This is a genomic window from Planococcus sp. APC 3900 (assembly GCF_030407735.1).
GTDB lineage: Bacteria > Bacillota > Bacilli > Bacillales_A > Planococcaceae > Planococcus > Planococcus notacanthi.
This window is the reverse complement of sequence record NZ_JASDCT010000004.1, coordinates 254,798-275,345: the sequence shown is the minus strand read 5'-3', so window position 1 is coordinate 275,345 and position 20,548 is coordinate 254,798. Positions and strand designations below refer to the sequence as shown.

Annotated in this window: 17 protein-coding genes; all 17 read right to left on the bottom strand. The window is 45.7% G+C overall.

What is annotated here, in order from left to right; translation table 11 throughout:
* Positions 1–121: 121 nt before the first annotated feature.
* Complete coding sequence (locus tag QMA04_RS10325) at positions 122–1,966, bottom strand: helix-turn-helix domain-containing protein (RefSeq protein ID WP_191716223.1); 1,845 nt, start codon at positions 1,964–1,966, stop codon at positions 122–124.
* Positions 1,967–1,981: 15 nt separating this feature from the next.
* Positions 1,982–3,454, bottom strand: coding sequence for an aldehyde dehydrogenase (locus QMA04_RS10320; RefSeq protein WP_290185602.1), 1,473 nt, complete (start codon positions 3,452–3,454; stop codon positions 1,982–1,984).
* The gene (locus QMA04_RS10315) at positions 3,451–3,651 is read right to left on the bottom strand and encodes a 4-oxalocrotonate tautomerase (RefSeq protein WP_290185601.1); all 201 of its coding nucleotides are present in this window, start codon (positions 3,649–3,651) and stop codon (positions 3,451–3,453) included. The genes QMA04_RS10320 and QMA04_RS10315 overlap by 4 nt, the downstream gene beginning before the upstream one ends.
* A gap of 5 nt (positions 3,652–3,656) precedes the next feature.
* Positions 3,657–4,451 (bottom strand): 2-keto-4-pentenoate hydratase, encoded by a 795-nt coding sequence (locus tag QMA04_RS10310; RefSeq protein WP_290185599.1) that lies wholly within the window; start codon positions 4,449–4,451, stop codon positions 3,657–3,659.
* Positions 4,448–5,242, bottom strand: coding sequence for a 2-keto-4-pentenoate hydratase (locus tag QMA04_RS10305; protein ID WP_191716227.1), 795 nt, complete (start codon positions 5,240–5,242; stop codon positions 4,448–4,450). The genes QMA04_RS10310 and QMA04_RS10305 overlap by 4 nt, the downstream gene beginning before the upstream one ends.
* Positions 5,243–5,302: 60 nt before the next feature.
* Positions 5,303–6,313 (bottom strand): 4-hydroxy-2-oxovalerate aldolase, encoded by a 1,011-nt coding sequence (gene dmpG, locus QMA04_RS10300; RefSeq protein ID WP_290185598.1) that lies wholly within the window; start codon positions 6,311–6,313, stop codon positions 5,303–5,305.
* Positions 6,310–7,221 carry an acetaldehyde dehydrogenase (acetylating) gene (locus tag QMA04_RS10295; RefSeq protein ID WP_290185596.1) on the bottom strand — a complete coding sequence of 304 codons (912 nt, stop codon included), beginning with the start codon at positions 7,219–7,221 and terminating at the stop codon, positions 6,310–6,312. Before QMA04_RS10295 ends, dmpG begins: the two co-directional genes overlap by 4 nt.
* Positions 7,222–7,233: 12 nt before the next feature.
* Positions 7,234–8,238 (bottom strand): catechol 2,3-dioxygenase, encoded by a 1,005-nt coding sequence (locus QMA04_RS10290; RefSeq protein ID WP_290185594.1) that lies wholly within the window; start codon positions 8,236–8,238, stop codon positions 7,234–7,236.
* Between the two features lie 18 nt (positions 8,239–8,256).
* Complete coding sequence (locus tag QMA04_RS10285) at positions 8,257–8,733, bottom strand: flavin reductase family protein (protein WP_191716231.1); 477 nt, start codon at positions 8,731–8,733, stop codon at positions 8,257–8,259.
* A 12-nt stretch (positions 8,734–8,745) separates the two neighbouring features.
* Positions 8,746–10,245: a 4-hydroxyphenylacetate 3-hydroxylase family protein gene (locus QMA04_RS10280; RefSeq protein ID WP_191716232.1), complete on the bottom strand. Its 1,500-nt coding sequence runs from the start codon at positions 10,243–10,245 to the stop codon at positions 8,746–8,748.
* A 160-nt stretch (positions 10,246–10,405) separates the two neighbouring features.
* Positions 10,406–10,591, bottom strand: a complete 186-nt coding sequence (locus QMA04_RS10275) for a hypothetical protein (protein WP_290185592.1) — start codon at positions 10,589–10,591, stop codon at positions 10,406–10,408.
* Positions 10,592–10,710: 119 nt separating this feature from the next.
* Positions 10,711–13,008 carry an arylsulfatase gene (locus QMA04_RS10270; RefSeq protein WP_290185590.1) on the bottom strand — a complete coding sequence of 766 codons (2,298 nt, stop codon included), beginning with the start codon at positions 13,006–13,008 and terminating at the stop codon, positions 10,711–10,713.
* Positions 13,009–13,044: 36 nt separating this feature from the next.
* Entirely contained in the window at positions 13,045–14,016 is a 972-nt protein-coding gene (locus QMA04_RS10265; protein WP_290185588.1) for a formylglycine-generating enzyme family protein, read from the bottom strand.
* A 640-nt stretch (positions 14,017–14,656) separates the two neighbouring features.
* The gene (locus QMA04_RS10260) at positions 14,657–16,882 is read right to left on the bottom strand and encodes an MMPL family transporter (protein ID WP_290185586.1); all 2,226 of its coding nucleotides are present in this window, start codon (positions 16,880–16,882) and stop codon (positions 14,657–14,659) included.
* Positions 16,883–17,031: 149 nt separating this feature from the next.
* Positions 17,032–17,928: a PucR family transcriptional regulator gene (locus QMA04_RS10255; protein ID WP_290185584.1), complete on the bottom strand. Its 897-nt coding sequence runs from the start codon at positions 17,926–17,928 to the stop codon at positions 17,032–17,034.
* Between the two features lie 48 nt (positions 17,929–17,976).
* A complete protein-coding gene (locus QMA04_RS10250) occupies positions 17,977–19,029 on the bottom strand; it encodes an aldose epimerase family protein (RefSeq protein WP_290185582.1) in 1,053 nt (350 codons plus the stop codon).
* Positions 19,030–19,306: 277 nt separating this feature from the next.
* Positions 19,307–20,461: an ROK family transcriptional regulator gene (locus tag QMA04_RS10245; protein ID WP_290185580.1), complete on the bottom strand. Its 1,155-nt coding sequence runs from the start codon at positions 20,459–20,461 to the stop codon at positions 19,307–19,309.
* Positions 20,462–20,548: the final 87 nt, after the last annotated feature.

Below are 20,548 nucleotides of genomic sequence, written 5' to 3'. Positions count from 1 at the left end.
GAAACAAGAAATCCACTGAAGAAAAAGCCAAGCTTTTTCTTCAGTGGATTTTTTCTGAATATATAAGAATAGTTGTTTTGATCATTAAATAGTTCCAACTCTTACCTGAAATAAAGTTTGCCTAAAACTCCCCAATCACCTTCAATGCCTTCAAAGCCAGCAGCAGATCGAATTGCTTTTCGGAATCACGCAGATCCACTTCTATGATTTCACCAATCCGGTTGATGCGGTAGCGCAAGCCGCTCACTGACAATTGCAGCTTAGCAGAAGTAATCTCCAAATTGCCGCCATTCATCAGGAATTCGTAAAGTGTCTGCATATAATCGAGTTGCTGCTCGGAAGTCCCGTAAAGTTCACCTAATTGAAGTTCAGCGATTTTGCGTATCGCTTTTTCTTCCTGCGAATGCACAAGAATGCCAAGAATCCCCAACTCCTTGAAATTCATCGTCGGCTGACAGGTTGTCGTAAACCTGGCTGCTGTCATCGCTTCCTGCATTTGATCGGTCACGCAGCTAAGGTCATTGGACGTAGAACTGACACCGACATGGCATTGGATTTTCGGATAGGCGCGTTTAATGCGCTCATAGAAGAGGGTCGGCCCATTTTCCATCAAGGCATGATCAGCTGACTCCGGAATAAAGCACAGAATCCCGTTTGCCCGCTGAACCTGCAGCACTTCATAGCTGCGCTCCTGGAAAAACTGCACCACTTCCTCATAGATATTTGTGAAAATCGATAAATTGTCCTCTTTATTGAATTCGTTGTAGCCAAGTGCTAAATAAGCGATATGATAATCACCCGACACATCGATATTCAGCAAGTTCAACTCCCGTATAATCTGCTCTTTCGATTCGAAACCATCCGTCAGCATTTTCTCGAACAAAATACCTTTCGTCCGCGCATTGGCTTCCATGATATTTCTATTGTTTAAATGAACCAACGTACTGATCGATGTCAGCCTGCCAAGAATCATCCGGTCTATTTCTTCCTTAGGCTGAACGCCCGGCCCATAGATAAATGAACAATAGCCGGCAATCTGGTTTTGTATATATATTGGAGCCGTTAACCGGCTAGTATCTTCGAATTGAAATAAATCTGTTTTGTGAATCGGCCATTCCTTCAAACGCCGGTGAAAAGGTACCTGCAGGACAGTTGCCTCTTCCAGGGTGATGTTTTCATATTCCGTGATTTGGCCTTTCTGGTTCTCAATGATGATGGGGTGTGAAATGTATTTTTTTAAAATACTTAACAGGTTTTCTAAACTATTCGACCGAATAAGCTCATCTGTCAGTTCGTTATGAATATCAATAACCATCTGCAGGCGGTTACGTTCTTCTTCAAGCCTAGTATAAGGAAGAATCTCTTCTTCAATATCCGCGCCCATTAAGTGTTCATATTCTTTCGGATCCCAGTGCTCGAGCAATTTCCCTTCCCAGTGGCAGGCGGCATCTCCACTTGCTTGACAGGCATGCTCTTTAAAAAATACATCTTTGTCTACCAGTGTAGAGATATAACCGCTGGCAAACCCACAAAGCATATAGCACGTAGGTTTTACAGCGGTTGTATCTTCTTTTATATACTGGTCTGCTTCGAAAGAATCGGTCCATCGGCCTTTGAACAGGACAGAAACCACTTCATTCCCAACAATTTCAACCTTCTTGACGTCAATAAATACATTTGCCTGTCCCAACGCTTCATGCAGTTCAGCCCCTTGAAGCATTTGAGAAATCAAGTCCAAATCCTCTCGTCGGCTGACAGTCTGCGCCACTTCGACACCCTGTGACCAGCCAAACTGAAAGAAGTTCTTTTTAACGGTTGCTATGCCAAGCATTTTAACCAATTGCTTTTGCCAAGCTGAAAAAGCTGACAGCGGCAATGCTACTGAATCACGTTTTTGAAGTCTCTGAGATTGTTCACTCCCCATCGTTCTCAACGGTTCGCGGTTAGAAGTCAGTTCTTGTCCCATTCACTTTTCCACCCTTCAGTTTAAAGCAATGCAGATGTTTTTCGCTTCCGTGAAGAAATCCAGACTGTGTTGTCCACCCTCGCGACCAATTCCACTCTTTTTGAAACCACCGAATGGCGCACGCAAATCACGTACAAACCAGCAGTTGACCCAGATTGTGCCTGCTCTTACGCCATGGGAGATGCGGTGAGCCCGTTTCAAGTTCTCTGTCCAGATCACGCCGTTCAATCCATAATCTGTATCGTTCGCAATCCGCAATGCTTCTTCTTCCGTATCGAACGGAATAATCGTTACAATCGGACCAAAAATTTCTTCCTGGCAAATGCGGGCCTTAGGATCTTCGTGCAAATAAACCGTCGGTTGAAGGTAATAACCTTCTTTTAAATGGGATGCCAGTTCGGGTGTGCCGCCTCCCGTGATCAAAGTGGCCCCTTCTTCTTTGGCGATTTCCAAATAGGATTTCACTTTATTGAAATGCTCTTCACTGACAAGCGGTCCCATTTTCGTTTCGGCTGCCTGCGGATCTCCTACTACTAATGCTTCTGCTGCAGCTTTGTATTTTTCGATGAATGTATCTAATATTGAACGCTGTACCAGAATCCGTGAACCCGCAAGACATACTTGTCCGGAATTCAGGAAAGCGGCTTGAATCGAAACTGGAATCGCTTTATCCAAATCTGCGTCTTCAAAGATAATATTAGCCGCTTTGCCGCCAAGTTCAAAGGCAAACTTTTTCAACGTATCGGCACCATTGTGCATTATCGCTTTTCCAGTCGCTGTTGAGCCGGTGAATGAAATCAAATCGACATCGGTATTTTTGGTAATCGCCGTTCCGACAACACTGCCTTTACCGTGGACAATATTGACGACACCATCTGGAATGCCTGCTTGTTTTGCAATTTCGCCCAGTAAAGAAACCGACAAGGGCGTCATTTCAGCAGGCTTGATGATGGCTGTATTTCCAGCTGCCAAACAAGGACCAAGTTTCCAAGTCGTCAGCATAAAAGGAGCGTTCCACGGCGTGATCAACCCTGCAACCCCTACCGGCTCATGGCGCGTGTAGTTGATGTAGGCATCTTCCATCGGATAGGTTTCCCCGCCTTGCTGTTCCACAAAATCCGCGAAAAATTTCAAGTTATGCGCTGCACGCGGAACTTCCGCTGCAAATGCATGGCTGTATGGTTTTCCGACATCCAATGCTTCCAGACGCGCAATTTCTTCTTTGCGTTCCAAAATAATATCTGCCATGCGACGGATTTTCGCACAACGTTCCGCTACAGTCATCGTACGCCAAGGGCCGTTTTCAAATGCTTCCCGTGCAGCCGCACATACTTTTGCTACGTCCTGTTCCGTCGCTTCTGCAACAACGGCGATCACTTCCTGTGTCGCTGGGTTTTTGACTTTGAATGTCTGCTGGTCAGATGAAGCCTCATAATTCCCGTTGATGAAATGCTGAACTTCCCTTACTGTTGTTTCGACTGTAGTCATCGCGATTCCTCTTTTCTTTTTGAAATAGACTGGCCTGCAATTCCCCAATGTGTTTTTGGCACTTCTGTGATCAATACCCGGACATTTTCCTTTGGAGCATCCAAAACTTCTGATACGGTCGTCGTAAGATCAGAAATCAGCTGTTCCACCTTCTCAGGTTCCCGTCCTTCAGCAATCGTGACTTGGATAAATGGCATAGCTTTCACTCTCCCGCCTTGAAATTGACATTAATGGTTCCGAAGCCGTCAAATGCAGCTGAGAAATGATCCCCCGGTTCGATGTGGACCGCCTGTGTGATGGCCCCACTCAAAACAACTTGGCCTTTTTTGATGAATTGGCCGCGTTTGGCAATTTTATTGGCCATCCAGGCGATGGCACTTGCCGGGTTGCCCATGACGGCAGCCAGTGTGCTGGTTGCCATGACTTCCCCATTTTTCCGGAAGACGATTCCAGTCAGGCTCATATCTACAGCATCCGGTGGCAGCATCTGATTGCCGAGTATGTAGCGGCAGGAAGATGAATTATCCGCCACTGCATCAAGAAGGGTGAATTTAAATGCTTCAAAGCGGCTATCGATCACTTCAAATGCCGGCAGCACATAGGCCGTCGATTGAATGATTTGAGCTGCGGTTATATGAGGGCCTTGAATATCTTCTTTAAAGACAAAAGCGAGTTCTGGTTCCAGCTTGCCGTGGATAAAACGGTCGATCGAATGCGTCTGTCCCTCATCCAGGCTCATGTTTTTCAATAGCACGCCGTATGAAGGTTCATGGACGCCCATCATCTGCTGCTTCGCTTTGCTCGTCAGCCCAAGTTTCCATCCGGAAATCCCGGTCTCTTCTTCGCGGCATTTTTTATCGATCAGGAGCTCCTGGACGTCATAAGCTTTGTCTTCGTCAAAATCCGGAAATTCCGTCGCAAATTGCGGCAAGGTCCGGACATTCTTTTCCGCCTGGAATAAATCTTCTACTGCTTTTTCCAATGATGCTGTTTTCATTTCAAATTGCCTCCATTCGAAAAACTTGCAGATACTGAACCTAAGTGAGCAAATTCAGCAGTAAATGTATCTCCGTCCTCTATCGAAAGAGCGGCTGTAAAAGCACCCGTCAAAATGATTTCACCGGCAAACAATGAAACTTCGTATTCCGACAAGGCATTGGCCAGCCAAGCGATGGCATAAATCGGATTGCCGAGTACAGCAGCTCCGGTAGCCGATTCAAGGTATTTCCCATTCTGGTAAAGGTTCATTCCCAAACAGCTGAGGTCCAACCCTTCGAGTTTTGTCGGTTTTGTCCCCATCACCACCAGAGCTGAAGAGCCGTTATCTGAAACCGTGTCTTCAAAACGGATTTTCCAGTCCTCAATGCGGCTGTCGATGATTTCGATGGCAGGCACGATGTAATCCGTCGCTTCGATAACATCCAGTGCTGTGATATTCGGACCAACAAGATCTTTTTTCAGGACAAAAGCGATTTCACATTCCACTTTTGGCTGCAACAAGCTTTCGAGCGGTACCGTGTCCCCATCCGCGTACATCATCGTGTCGAATAGATGGCCATAATCCGGCTGATTGACACCGAACATGGATTGGATCGCCTTGCTCGTGGCACCGATTTTCTTTCCGACGACACGTGCGCCCTGCGCTTTTTTCTGTTCTACATAATTCAGTTGAATCTGATAGGCATCCGGCAAGGAAATCGCCGGAAATCGTTCAGTGAATGGTGCAATGGGCGTTTTTGTTCGTTCGGCTCTGATTAATTCATTTGCAAGCTGTTCAACAACAACCATATCTGCACTCCTTTCTTCTAGAGAAAAAGCCGTCAACGAAAACTCATCAACGGCGCTTTTTCATTTAACTAATTCTTTTTGCTGCAATTCAAGCGCTACATCCAAAATCCAGTCTTCCTGGCCAGCAACTGCACCGCGGCGTCCCAACTCTTCAATGATTGCTACTGGATTGATATTGAAATGGGCAGCTGCTTCTCGCACATGAAGCAGGAAGCTGTTGTAGACTCCAGCATAGCCTGACGCCAGGTTATCCCGATCGATGACGTTCGGATATTGAAATACGGGTGCAACCAGCTCTTCTGCTGTATCCATCAGAATCGTCAAGTTGATGCCTGTATCGATTTTCATTTTATTCAATACCGCGATCAATACTTCAGTCGGCGCATTGCCCACGCCGGCGCCAAGCCCGCGCAGTGTTCCATCTATTTGGTCAGCTCCCGCTTCTAATGCAGCAACCGTATTGCCTATAGCCAGCCCTAAGTTATTATGGGCATGGAAGCCAACGTTAATGGACAAAGCATCTTTTAATGCCGAAACCCGTTCACGGACGCTTTCGGGAACCAAGGCTCCTGCGGAATCCACCACGTAGACACAGTCTGCGCCATAGCTTTCCATCAGTTTTGCCTGCTTAGCCAATGCTTCGGGCGGTTGGGTATGGCTCATCATCAGAAATCCGACCGTGCCAAGCCCGCTCTTTTTCGCTTGTTCAAAATATTGTTGGGAAACATCCGCTTCTGTGCAATGCACAGCGACACGCAAAATATCAACTCCGTATTCAGCGGCTTTTAGGATTTCCGGACGCGTGCCAATGCCCGGTACAAATAGCGATGCAACCTTCGAACCCTTCTTATTGGCGACTGCCTGTTCTATCAACAGCCATTCGTCATGAGTCGAGAATCCCTGCTGGATCGTAGAACCTCCAAGACCTGAGCCATGGCTGACTTCAATGACAGGCACCTTGGCTTCTGCCAAACGGTTGACGATTTGGCCTACAAACTCCGGAGTAAAGGAATGGCTGACTGCATGGGAGCCGTCCCGTAATGTTGTGTCAGTTACGATTGGCGTCTTCATGCAATCACGCCTCCTTTCTTCAATAAATGGCTGGCAAACTGTTCCCCGACCTGCTGGGCTGCTGCCGTCATGATATCCAGATTCCCCGCATAGTTCGGGAAGAAATCGCCGGCACCTTCTACTTCATTCATGATAATGACAGTTGGCAGTTCGCCCCATGGCGTGTGGCGGACGTCGATATACGGTTTTCCTTTCAACCGGTATCCCGGTACATAACGCTGGACTTCAGCAACGACTTCATTAATCGAAGCAACCACTGCCGCTTCGTCTGTTTCTTCCTGAAGCACTGCATAGACCGTATTATTCATCATGATCGGCGGTTCCGCAGAGTTAATGACCGGTATGGCACGCGCTGTTTCCGCTCCACCGATTTTCTGGCAGGCATTGGCCGTAGTCATCGTAAATTCATCAAGATTCTGTCGGGTTCCCGGGCCAACGGAAACACTGGAAATCGTTGCGATGATTTCGCTGTATTTTACAGGCGCTATCCGGTTTACCGCATAGACGAGCGGCGTTGTCGCCTGGCCGCTGCAGGAAATCATATTGACATTATCCAGTTCCAAATGGTCTCCGAGATTGATTGCTGGAACCACATATGGTCCGACTGCTGCCGGCGTCAAGTCGACAGCGATGATGCCAGCTTCTTTCAATCGCGGCGCATGGGCTATGTGAGCCTTTGCACTGGTGGCATCAAAAACGATGCGGATGCCTTCAGTATTCAGAACACCTTCTATGCCTTCGGCAGTCGTTGGGATATTAAGCTCTTCCGCACGCTTCAAGCCTTCTGATTCCGGATCGATACCGGCCATTAAAGCCAATTCCATCGCACCGTCCGTCTTGAGGATTTTATACATCAAATCTGTTCCGATATTCCCTGATCCCAATATGGCTACTTTGATTTTATCCATGAGTACCTCCTATTATTCAGCGGCTACTTTTACTGGAACGGTTGCTGGTGCTGGCGTGCCATAATTCCAGAACGAATCCGGGAATACCGCGCCAATCCACGTATCACCGTTGCCGGGAACGTCTTCCATTTCCCAAGTAAGTGTTTTCCAATCCGGATCAAAAATTAAATAACCGGCATCTCCGAACAATTCGACGCGATTTCCGCTTGGCTCGTAAACGTACATACAGAAAGCCTGGCTGACGCCGTGTTTATTCGGCGGAATTTCAATAAAGTAATCATGGTCCTTAAGCAGATCCGCTACATCGTAAAGATTCTGGGGAATGCCGTACCAATAGCAGACATGATGCAATTTCCCTTTGGCTCCAGTCGGCTCTTGCATAAAGGCGATTTCATGCACCAGGTTGGAAACGCTGTTCCACGTGCCGATAACATGGTCATTGTCCACAATCTGTTCACGGACCTTAAAGCCAAGTGTTTCCACCATGAAGTTCGTGTCCGCTGCTGGATTGCTCGACATCAAGTTGATGTGGTCCAAGCGGCGTACAGGAACACCGTGTTTTGGACGTTTCTGGCTTCTCGACATCAGTTTCGAATGCTTGTCCTCATGGCAATCGTAGTATTCGACTTCCCAGAAAACCTCCATTTTGTGGCCATCTGGTGTTGTAAACTGATAGGCTGGGCCGTGGCCATATTCTTCATTTGCCCACCCAATGCCTTGTCCGCTTTCCTCTAACGCTTTGACGCGGCGTTCCAAAGCCTGCGGTGAAGTCGTGCGCCAAGCTACGTGGCCAAGACCCGCTTCTTCTCCTTCCGTCACGATCAAGGAATATTTATAGTTATCTTCATAGGCTCTTAAATACGTTTTTTGATCCACCTGATCTACTATTTCCATCCCAAGCATGTCTGTGTAAAATGCAACCGTTTCTTTTGGTGTCGGCGATAGCACTTCCACATGGGCAATCTGTGCAACATCAAAAATGGGTTCTTTAAACTGGTTTGTCAATTCGCTTGTCATCTTTATTTCCTCCCTTTTTTAAAGGACCGCGTATTGCGGATCCAGTTCTGCATATTTGCCGCATGTAAACAGTAAGGGCTCACCGTCTTGTGTCACCATTTTTTCGACTTTGCCGATAAAGATGGTATGGTCACCCGCTAAAATTTCCTGTTCGACTTCGCAAACAATCTGGACGAGTGCATCCTTGATCATCGGAAAGCCAGTAGCTACATCAAACCGGAAGGCTTCATCACTTGGAATTTGCCCTGCAAACTGTTTCGAAATATCCAATTGATCTTTAGATAAGACATTGACGCCGAAGCGACCGCTCGCTTTGATCAATTGGAGCGTCTGTGCTTTTTCGCCGATGGAGACGGCAACCAGTGCCGGATCAAGAGAAATCGACATGAAGCCATTGGCTGTCATTCCGTGGAAGACACCTTCCACGTCTGTTGAAATCACGGTTACCCCGGTTGCGAATTTGCCCATTGCGTTACGGAATTCTCGACTATCCATTAAGACCCCTCCTCAAGTTGTAGGAACTTTTTCTTTCCAGACGGCATTCGTCCAACCGTTCAAGTCATAATCGCTCATTGCTTCATCCACCAATGCTTTAAACGAGTCCGCGTTGCCTGAACCGAACGAGTGGTACATGGCTTCCAGGCGAATATTCTCGTGATTTCCTGCATAGTTCACTTCATATAACTCATGGCGTCCGCCGAACTCACTGCCTATTGAATCCCAGACCATTTTCAATAATTTGACGCGATCTTCAGCTGTAATCCCGGTGCCTTTGTAGTATTGATCCAAATAAGGACGAATCTCCGGGTTCAGGAAATCCGCAGCACTTGATGGCAGCTGAATCAAACCGCCGGCAACCACCTGTTCGAAAATCTTTTTGACTTTGGTCCATACTTCCGGTGCGAGTACCCGGTAAGCGCTGGCAGCCACGCCGTTTGGAATGGCGACACCGTTGCGCCCAATATCCGGATTCATTGCCATTGAGTCCGACAAGCTCCAAATCATGTTGCGCAAAGCGACGACTTCTCCGATATTTGCTTGTACACCACGGAACTGATGCGTTCCTGATGCTTCAGTCGCTTTCATCAACAGACCTGTCATGAAATCGAGCTTGACCCCTAAGCGGGCACAGCCATGGAAACTGAAACGGTTAACGAAATGCGTTTCAGCGACAAAGCTATTGGATACTTCAACGTTGTTATACGCCAGGATGTTTTCCCATGGAATGAATACATTGTCCAAAACAATGACTGCATCGTTTTCATCAAATCGGCTGGATAATGGATAATCAAACGGTGTACCATTAGTTTTAGCCTGCAGTTCGTAAGATTGGCGGCTGATCATCTTCAAGCCCGGTGCATTCATCGGTACCAGGAAAATCAACGCATGGCTGATGTCTCCGCCTCCAAGTTCTTTCGGGCCGTAGTTGGCCACGAAGTTGTAATTTGTCAAAGCCGCTGCTGTCCCCACCATTTTGGCACCGCTTACAACAATTCCGTCTTCACGTTCTTCAACTGCCCGAACGAACACTTCCTTGTTTTCATGCAATGATTTGGAGCGGTCCATCTGCGGATTGATGACTGTGTGATTGACGAAAGGCAGCTCTTTTGAAGCTTTTTTGTACCAGGCCTTAGCGTTTTCTTCATAACCTACATAAAAATCCGAATAGGCCTCAAGATGGCCCAGAAAGGAGGCCTTGTAATCCGGCGTTCTTCCCATAAAACCAAAGTTCAGTTTCGACCATTCAACAATGGCATCCCGGGCACCGACCAGATCTTCTGCTGTACGTGGAGTCTTAAAGAATTTGTGTGTGCGGTCGCCGTGTTCAGTAATCGTTGTCAGCACATCCTGTTTCTCAGGATCGTGCAACGCATCGTACATCCGTGCATATGACAAAGCTGAGTTCCGATAAGCTGGATGAGTTGTTACATCATCAATCTTTTCTCCATTGAGGTACACCACACGCCCATCACGCAAACTTTCAAGATATTGTTCTCCCGTTAACATACAATCACTCCAATTCATTTTTGGGTTCTTAATGTAGGCCATACATTTGTTCAAACTATACAACTGAATGTAAACGCTATCAATGACACCAACTGCTGATAAAGAATGAATGGACTGACACAAGTTGTCTGAAAAATTAATTTTCTTAAATTGTAAAGAGTTAGACGAAAAGGGGCTGTCCCAAAAGGTCATGAAAAATGACTTTTGGTGACAGCCCTTTTGTCGTTCCCGAAAGACCCGGCAGATGTCCATTGCGGCGGACGCGTTCCGCGGGCACGGCTTCTGCCGCTTCCCTCGCTGCGCTCAGTCCAGTGGCTCCAGCAAGCGCTGGAGTCGCCGCCTCCATTCCCATCAGCCAGCTGTTCTCAGAAAACGTATTCCCCCATCAAAAAACAGCCGGGGAAAAAGGCTTTCTTTCTCTCCGGCTGTTTTATTTTAGAGACTTATAGGACAGCCCCTTCTTTGCTATTGCAATGTATCGATGCTTGCTTCCTCAAATTCATAAATCACTTGATCAATTTCTCCAGTATAAGAAAACTCTTCTAACTCTGCATAAGCTTCGCTGACTGGATAATATAAGTCTTGTCCTATGTCCAAGCCTTCGAAAGAAGTTTTGAAAGGCAGAGTTGTCATTTCTCCTTGACCTGCCGATTCTTTATTAACCAATAAGTTTCCGATTCCTTGATTGTTTCCAGTCTTTTCGTAACTAAACTGCACCTCTATTTCTCCAGCTACCAGCTCTTTTTCAGAGACAATTCGATAACGTACAGTTCCTGCATTGTATTCGTATACAAGTTTGTTGTCTTTGATGTAAAGCGTATATCCACTCTTGTCATTGCCAAGTGCAAGGAGGACTCCTTCATCTTCAGCAGAATGCGTAATCGGAATGGTGATATCGTATGAACGATTGGTAGTAAGCGGAGCAGCAGACTCACTTAAATGGCTCATTTTTGGATAGAAAACGAATGTTTTCCGCGCTCTTAAATTATCGGGTGGCAAATTTGCTATGGCATTTAAGAAATGATCTGTTAACGGATAAACATTATTCTCCTTGGCTTCTTTTTCCCATAGCTTAACAAGCTGCTTCACTTTCTTCGGGTGCTTGTCTGCTACATTATTCAATTCAGTAAAATCTTTTTCCATCTCATACAATTCCCATACATCATCCTCGAATGGCTGGCCTTTTGTGTGAACGGCTATGGCTTTCCAGCCTTCATGATAAATCATCCGATTTCCACTCATTTCAAAATGCTGTGTTTTCTTTTTCGTAACAGCCTTGGCATCATTAAACGTTTCAACAAAGCTCGTTCCTGTCACCGGCATTTGTTTTACTCCATTTAATGTTTTCGGCGGCGTTATTTCCAACGCATCATAAACTGAAGCAGTGATATCACTAATATGCACAAATTGATCACGGATTTCGCCTTTTGCAGTTATTTCATTCGGCCAATGAACAATCATAGGCGTGCGGATTCCGCCGGCATAAGTGCTGTTTTTATACTTTCCAAATGGAGTATTGCTGACTTGAGCCCACCCTGCTGGATAATCACTGCTGGTGGATTCTCCACCTATAAGGTCAACTTTTTTTTCAACATCTTCAAAACTCTCTGTTAAAGTGTTATAAGCAATTGATTGATTCGTCGAGCCATTTTCACCGCCAATAGAACTGGCCCCATTATCAGAAATCAACACTATAAGGGTATTATCCAATTTCTCTGTTTCTTCCAATGTGTCCAGTAGTTTGCCGATTTGTTCGTCAGTATGAGTTAAAAATCCAGCATATGTTTCTTGAAAGCGTGTGTATACAGCTTTCTTTTCTTCAGTCAATTCATCCCATGGAATTACACCAAGATTGGAAGGAGCTAATTTTGCCTCTTCCGGAATGATTCCCAGTTCTTTCTGCTTTTCGAAACGCTGTTCCCTAATAACATCCCATCCTTCGTCATATGCACCATCATAAGCGTCAATGTATTCCTGCGGCACCTGGTGAGGCATATGTTGAGCACCAAAAGCCAAGTTTAGGAAAAAGGGCTGATCGGGTCTGACCGATACTTGGTCCACTATATACTGCTGAGCTTTTTCTACAATGTCTTCGGAGTAATGGTAACCTTCTTCTTCAATCCATGGCAGTAAACTGTTGTCCTCTGTCATCTCCGGTCTGTATTGATCCGAAGAATCTTCCAGATTTCCATAATACCGGTCGAATCCTTTGCCAAGAGGCCAGTTATCAAAAGGTCCGGCTGGTGTCAGCTCAGTAGTAGGCGCGAGATGCCATTTTCCAAGGCCATAATTGATGTACCCGTTCTCTCCAAGAACTTCAGCGATTGTTCCGGCTTCGGGCACAATCGCTCCTCTGCGATTTGGATATTCTTCTCCAAAATCAAAGTTCGCCACTTGCCCCATCCCTACGGCATGATTATTCCGTCCAGTGAGCATCGATGCCCTTGAAGGAGAACAGACAGGTGTGGCATGAAAATTGTTATATCGCAAGCCATTTTCAGCTAAACGATCGATATTCGGTGTTTTTATTTCCGAACCATAACTTCCGAAATCCGAGTATCCTGTATCATCCATTACAATATAAATAACATTTGTATCTGCCTTGCTGGCCGAAACAGGCTGGACCTTTTGTTTCGTCGGAGATGATTGAACGGTTGTTTCAGTAGAACAGCCGGCAAGAGTGAATGCAGAAGCCATTAGAGCCACCGTGCTAAATACAGAAAGTTTTGTGAGATAACTGGAAAACACTTTTTTCTCTCCCATTGTACTCCTCCTCAAATATATCTTTTTAAAAATAAGTTAAGCTTCTGTTACGCATCGGAATCCAATATTTCCAGTCGAACTATCTGGCGTGTTTGAGGTACGCGCAGCGACTCGATAACGATTGCAGTAAGATTCATGACATAAATAAGAGCCTCCCCGCATGACTTTCTCAAGTCCTTTATCTGGTCCGGACGGATTGTATCGCCCTCCTCTTTTGTTGACGTTTTTGACGAACCAATCCGAACACCATTCCCAGACGTTTCCTGACATATTAAAAAGACCGTAACCGTTTGGTTCATAAGAACTGACTGGCGCAGTTCCTGAATAACCGTCTTCTGCAGTATTGGATTTTGGGAAGTCACCTTGCCAAATATTGCAGCGATGTTTTCCTTCAGGTGTCAGTTCGTCCCCCCACACATATTTTTTCTGTTCCATGCCGCCCCTTGCAGCGAATTCCCATTCTGCTTCAGTCGGCAGCCGCTTGTTTGCCCACTTGCAATATGCTTTGGCGTCGTTCCACGAAATCTGGATGACGGGGTGGTCCAGCCGATTTTCTATACCTGTTCCTGGCCCTTCCGGAGATCTCCAATTTGCCCCTTCTACAACAATCCACCACGGCGTCTGCTGCACTTTTTGACTTGTTTTTTTCAGTATGGCTTCAGGAAGAAAAAGATGGAAAACGAATGACCAGCCATACCTTTCTGCTTCTGTAACGTAAGCGGTATCCTCAACAAACTCTTTAAAGTCCTGGTTGCTGACAGCATATTTGTCCATGTAAAAAGGCTTTAGCGATACTTTGTGGATGGGTCCTTCACCGTCGGCTGGAAACCCGTCCGTATCTTCAGTTCCCATAAGAAACTGTCCGCCAGGTATAAAGGCCATGTCTTCTTTTGATACCGTTTTTCCAGTCATCGAAGGTACTTCGATATCTTCAGCTTTTTGATTTGAATTTTTCTCTACTGCCATTCTTTTTGCTGCACAGCAGCTTTTGGCCTGTTCTGCCTGCATTGGATGCACCTCCGAATGTTAACGCTTACACTTTAATCCAGAATCCATTTAAAGAAGTCGAGTTGATCCTGAGCCTGCCGTAAAGACTTTTTTTCGCTTATGTACATCTCCCTCCAGACCGTTATATAGTTATTACTCTTATTAATAATTCATGTTAATTTTTCAGCGTATAAATAACACCGACTACACTGTCTAATTTACATGAAAATTCAGACAATATAAGCTCTTTAAATTTTTCCTTAACTATGATTCAGTACTTAATTCCTACCAAAGTTTAAATAGTGAACTAGCATACAAACAAAACGGCCGCGCCGGCGTTGAGAGAAATCTCTAAAGATATGGAGCAAAATAGCGTAGACCATCTCGCTATCACAGCCTAGCCTTAAAAACCGTGCTCCTCCGTGCCGCGCACTACGTCGCAAAGACATTGTCCTTGCAAGCTACGGATAATGTCTTCACAGTTATTTTGCGGAATATCGACTATATTGCATTATTACTTCAATTTACATAGCAATAAAAATCTTTTAAGAAGATTGAAAGAAATTGGTGAACTCAAAACAAAAAAGCTATCCAAAGCGGCGAACCGCTTTGAACAGCTTAATTTAGTACTATTTTGTTTGGCTAAAGCAGGAAGTGAAAGTTAAATATTCTCCACTTCAACCGGCTTCTTCTTATTCAAACGCTCAGGCTCATCCATAGTCTCCATAATGGCTTCGCCTTCAACGTCGATGTTCGGAAGAAGTTTATCCAGCCATTTCGGCAAGTACCATGCGGCGTCTCCCAAAAGGATCATAACAGCCGGCACGATCATCATCCGCACAATAAATGCATCAAACAATACACCGAATGCAAGCGCCATGCCCATCACTTTGACCATCGGGTCCGAAGCCATCATGAAGCCAGTAAATACGGCAATCATGATCAGTCCCGCAGCAGTGACTACGCCGCCACTGTCCCGCAGTCCAGCAAGTACAGCTTTTCGCGCGTTGCCGGAATGGGTATATTCTTCACGCATGCGGCTGACCAGGAACATCTCATAGTCCATCGCCAGGCCGAACAAAATACCCACTACAATAATCGGCAGGAAGTTCAGCACCGGTCCTGCTGCTGCAAAACCGAACAGTTCATGGTAATTGCCGTCTTGAATCACCCATGTCACAAATCCGAGAGTGGCACCGAGTGACAGCACAAATCCAAGCACCGCTTTCAATGGCACCAGGATCGAACGGAAGACGATCATGAATAAGATAAACGCCAAACCGATGATCAATGCCGCAAAAACCGGCAGAGCTTCACTGAGTTTATCGGAAATATCGATATTCGCGGCAGTCGTTCCCGTAACCAATAATTCCATGCCGTCTTTTTCATATTCCGCAGAAGCACTGCGGATTTCATTCACCAAATCCTTGGTTTCCGAGTCATTTGGCCCTGTTACCGGATACAGCTGGATAACCGCCATATCACCGGCTTCTTTCGGAATGACATTGGCAATGTAATTGACATTGTCCATCCCCGAAATGTCCTGCTGCAAAGTTTCGAGCTTCGACATCACTTCGCCGTCTTCATCTGTCGCTTTCGCCACAACAACGAGTTGAGCATGATAGCCTTCACCATATGCTTCTTTCAATAAATCATACGCTTGCCGTTCGTTGGTATCTTCACCGTAGAAACCGTCATCCGGCAAGCCCAGTTCCATATTGAAAAACGGAATTGAAATCACACCGAGGACCAGCGTACCTGCAAGTGCAACAACTACCGGGAATTTATTGATCAATTTCGCCCAGCCGTTCATGTACTTCCCGGATAATTTCACCCGCTCTGCAAAACTTTCACCCAATGTTCTCTTGCGGTCAACCGGCGGTGTCATGCGACTGCCGAATAAAGAAATAACAGCCGGTACAACCGTAATGGCCACGATGATGGCAATGAATACACAAAGTGCACCCGTAAAGCCCATCATGGCAAGGAACGGAATTTGCGGAATCGCTAAACCAATCAGTGCAATGACGACCGTCAAGCCGGCAAACACGACCGCGCTTCCTGCCGTACCGTTGGCAATTGCAATCGCCTGGTTAACGGAATAGCCTCTTGCATATTCCTGACGGAAACGCGAAAGGATGAATAGCGCATAATCGATTCCCACTGCCAGTCCAAGCATCGCTGCAAGCGACAAACAGACTGTTGAAATCGATGTGAAATTCGTCCCGAAGACAATTCCGAGAAGCCCGATCACCAAGCCCACTCCGGCGGTTACGATCGGCATTCCTGCAACCAGCAGTGAACCGAAAGTAAAGAATAAAATAATAAACGCTGCCATGACACCCAGGACTTCTGTCGCGAATTCCATTTTGAATGGATTTACTTCGACGTCACCGGATAATTCCGTCTGGATTCCAGCGTCTTCAGTAATTTGGATCGCCTCTTGAACCCGGTCAATCGAATCCTGTGAGACCTCTACTGCGACTGAATCGTAGGAAACCATCGCAAATGCAATCGTTTGATCGGCGTTATAGTTCTGCAGCATTTCCGGCGTATAAATCATCTCCACCGCTTTGTCTGACTGAACTTCCGCGACTACTTCGCTAAGCTTTTCCTGTACATCCGGATCCAGCAATGTTTTTCCTTCAGGTGCCTTAAAGACCATGTGAATCTGTCCACCGGCATTCCCTACTTCCGGAAATTCTTCTTTCAATAATTCAATGGTGTCCTGAGAAGAAGTACCAGGGATCGATAAATCCTCATCAAATTCAAATCCAAACCCCAATACAAGGCCGCCCATGACGAGAAGCAAGGCCACAGCTGCGAAAATAACAGCCTTTGAGTGCCGGATCGACCATTGGCCCAATCTATATAAATACTTTGCCATCAACAAAAACTCCTTCCAATTCTCCTATTATAAAGCAGGAAGAAGTCTAGTATTCACCAAAAAAAGTCAGCTTTATGACAAATTAAACCAGCGCTTAATTCGGAATAAAAACGTAGCCTCTAGTCTGATTTGTGTTTATTATCACTTTATTAGACTGACGGTTTTACAAGCAACGCAAGGTAAACAGCCATGGCGTTATGGAATTTCCGGATATCGATTCCTGTGTTTTCTGTAAAACGATCGAGCCGGTATTGAAGGCTGTTTCGGTGAAGATGCAAAGCTTTCGCCGTTTCCGATATATTCAAATTGCATCGTGTAAACACTTCAATCATTCTCAGGGTTTCTTCATCATCTGTATAACTTTGCAAAATCATTTCACGAATCCCTCGAGCTTGTTCTTTTCCCGTTTGGTCAATCAGCAAATAAGGAACAGCGTCACTAAAATTCGCCACTGCCTTATTGGAATTGGAAAAAATGGATTTTGCGGCCGACAGCATGAATGAATAGTAATGAGGCGCATTTTCCATCGTTTCCTTGAACGGTCCGACCAGAAAATTGATTTTTATATACAAGTCACTCATCAAGACATCGATGATTTCTTCATAACGAATCGCTTCTTTCCCCAAAGATCCATATTCCACAAGGATTCCTTCATGTCCATTCTCCCAAAGAATCGGTACTTTTTCCGGAAACAAATCGTGGATGGCGTCTTTGAATACACCGGGGCTGATTTGGTTTTTCTTAATTGAAAAATAGACAAAGCGATAAGGACTCCCGGCTTCTACGCTTTCCGCTCCGGCAGGCTCTTCCGAATCGATCATTTTTCTCCACTTCTGCTCTTCGCTTGTTTGGACCGGAAATTCATGATGATACGGCTTCAGAAAAGCAGCTACTACCGATAAATCCCTCGAAGTCATTTGGCTTTTAGGAATTCCGACGATTTCACTGTTGTCTGTCATGAACCAGTGATGACTGAAATCCAAGTCCTGGTTGCCCTCCTCATTCAGGATCAATGAAGGGTAAATTTTCTTCAGGTTTTCAATCATACAAACACTTCTTTCTCCAAAAAGATTCATTGACGGTTCGAATAGCATTTACATAGAAGAAAAAGAATACGTCGTTTCCGATTTGAATTCTTCATCAGCGTTCAAGACAGCAGATGAAAAGTGAGGATGGCGCACCGAATCGGGTGGCCCTTGCGTTTCAAGGCATAGCCCCAGATAGTCTTGTGCTTCCGTTCCTTTGATTGAGTAGGGTCCGCCCACACCATTTCCCGTGTATAAAACCACTGCAGGTTCAGTTGTTTCTACCTGAAGTTTCCGGCCACTTTCTCTATCCGCCAATTCGATCGCAGGCTGTTCGCCGCTATTTAATAGAAACGGATGATCATAGCCATTTCCCGCAAGTTCGGCCTGCGGATGTTCCGCTGTTGTTGCTGCCCGTATGCTTCTCCCGTTGCGGAAATCGAAAAGCTCATCCTCATCCACGGAAACCAGTATCCCCGTCGGCAGCAACGCTTTATCCAATTCCAAGTATTGATCACTGTTCATCGTCAATTCATGATCCAGAATGGTCCGCTTGAAATTCCCGCTCAAATTAAAATAAGAGTGGTTGGTGACATTCAATAAGGTGTCCTTGTCTGATTTACCCGAATAGGAAATGGTCAGCTGGTTGCTGCCGTTTTTGAGAATATAACGGACGGCCATGGATAAATTGCCCGGGAATCCTTCTTCGCCATCCGGGCTGAAATACGTGAATTCAATGATTGCTTCTTCTTCATTTTTGATGACTTTTGAATTCCAGACAACAGAATGAAAGCCTTTCGGGCCTCCATGCAAATGCTGGCCATTGGAATTTTGGGCTACTTGATAAGCGGTTTCTCCAATTGTAAAAGTTCCTTCTTTTATCCGTCCAGCAAAACGTCCAACCATCGCGCCAAAATAATGCGGATTGTTTTCGTATTCATCGAATGTGTCAAAACCTAACACGACATTTTCCGACTTTCCATCACGATCCGGAACCAGCATTTCAGTGATGATGCAGCCGTAATTCATGCAGGATACCTGAAATCCCTGGTTATTCTTTACTGTATATATTATGATTTCTTGGTTATCTTTATGGCCAAACACCTTTTGAGTAACTTCCATTTTATCTTCCGCCTTTTCATTTTTTCTAAAGTAAGTTGAAGTAATGATTCCTATTAGCGATATTCCACAAAACAGCTGCGAAGACATTAGCCGTAGCTTGCGAGGACAATGTCTTTGCGACGTAGTGCGCAGCACGAAGGAGCACGGTTTTTAAAGCTACGCTATGGATAGAAATATAGTCTCCGCTGTTTTGCTCCATATCTTTGGAGAGTACTCCAGCGCTAGTGTGGCTTAGGAGCAGGCAATTATCGAGTTGAGCAATAAGCTCTCTTTGTGTTCACTCAAAAATGTCCACCAACAACAGTGTGATGGCGCCGATCAATGTGGCGTCGTCTCCCAATTTGGAGACCTCCACTGTTGTCTGGCTTGCTGAAGGCGTCAAAGCAGATGCTCTGATGGTTTCACGTATTGCCGGCAAAATGAACTTCTCCGCTTTGGAGACACCGCCACCCAAGACAATCTTTTCTGGATTAACGATATGAATCAAATTGGTCAAACCGACGCCCATCGCTTTTCCGGCTTCTGTGAGGATCGCAGCAAAATCATCGTTCCCCTGGATAGCCTGTTCATACACATCCTCTGCTGTAAGAGAATCTGTCGATGTTTTGCCAGCCACTTTTCGAGTGATCGCCGGCCCAGTAACAAATGTTTGAAGGCATCCTTGATTTCCACACTCGCATATCTCTCCATGCAGATCGATGGTCATGTGGCCGATTTCTCCTGCTATATCCGAAGAACCGTGATACAGTTTCCCCTCAATGATAAGGCCGGCTCCAACCCCTCTGCCGATATTGACGGCCAGCATGCTCTCCAGTTCTCCGTGATTTCCGAACCAGTATTCTCCCAGAGCCATGGCACGTGCATCATTTTCCACTTTCACTTCCAAACCAAATGTCTTTTCCAATTCTTCTTTGATCGGAATATCGGACAATCCGAGATTCGGTGCATATAAGGAAACACCTGCTGCAACATCCACCACTCCGTGCATGGCCACACCGATGCCGATGACTTTATCTTGCGTTTCCGACATCCCTTGCAAACAGTCGGCAATGCCCTGTTTGATGGCATCCATGAATTGCTGGTTGTTGATCGGCAGCTGCAATTTCGTTTCTGACCGTTTCAGCTTCCTGCCTGCAAGATCTGCCACAATGCATTCGATGCTTTCGGGCCCCGCATCCACGCCAATGATATAGAATGCCTCGTTGTTGATGACGAGCATCGTCGGTTTCCGCCCGCCCAGCGACTGGCCCACATCGCTCTCTTCCACCATTTTCTGTTCAATCAATTCTTTAACGTTGCTGCTGACTGTGGGAGGCGTCAAATTTGTCTCCCGTGCAATCTGCGCTCTTGATATCGGTCCATCTTTTCTTATTTTATTGAGGATCATCGATTTGTTCACCGATTTCATCCATTGAAAGGTACCTTGGCGCATTGTAACTCCTCCGTTTTTATCATGCTGATATCATTTGTAACTGCTTTCAATCTTATTATTGAATAGTTTAACAAATTACTTTATACT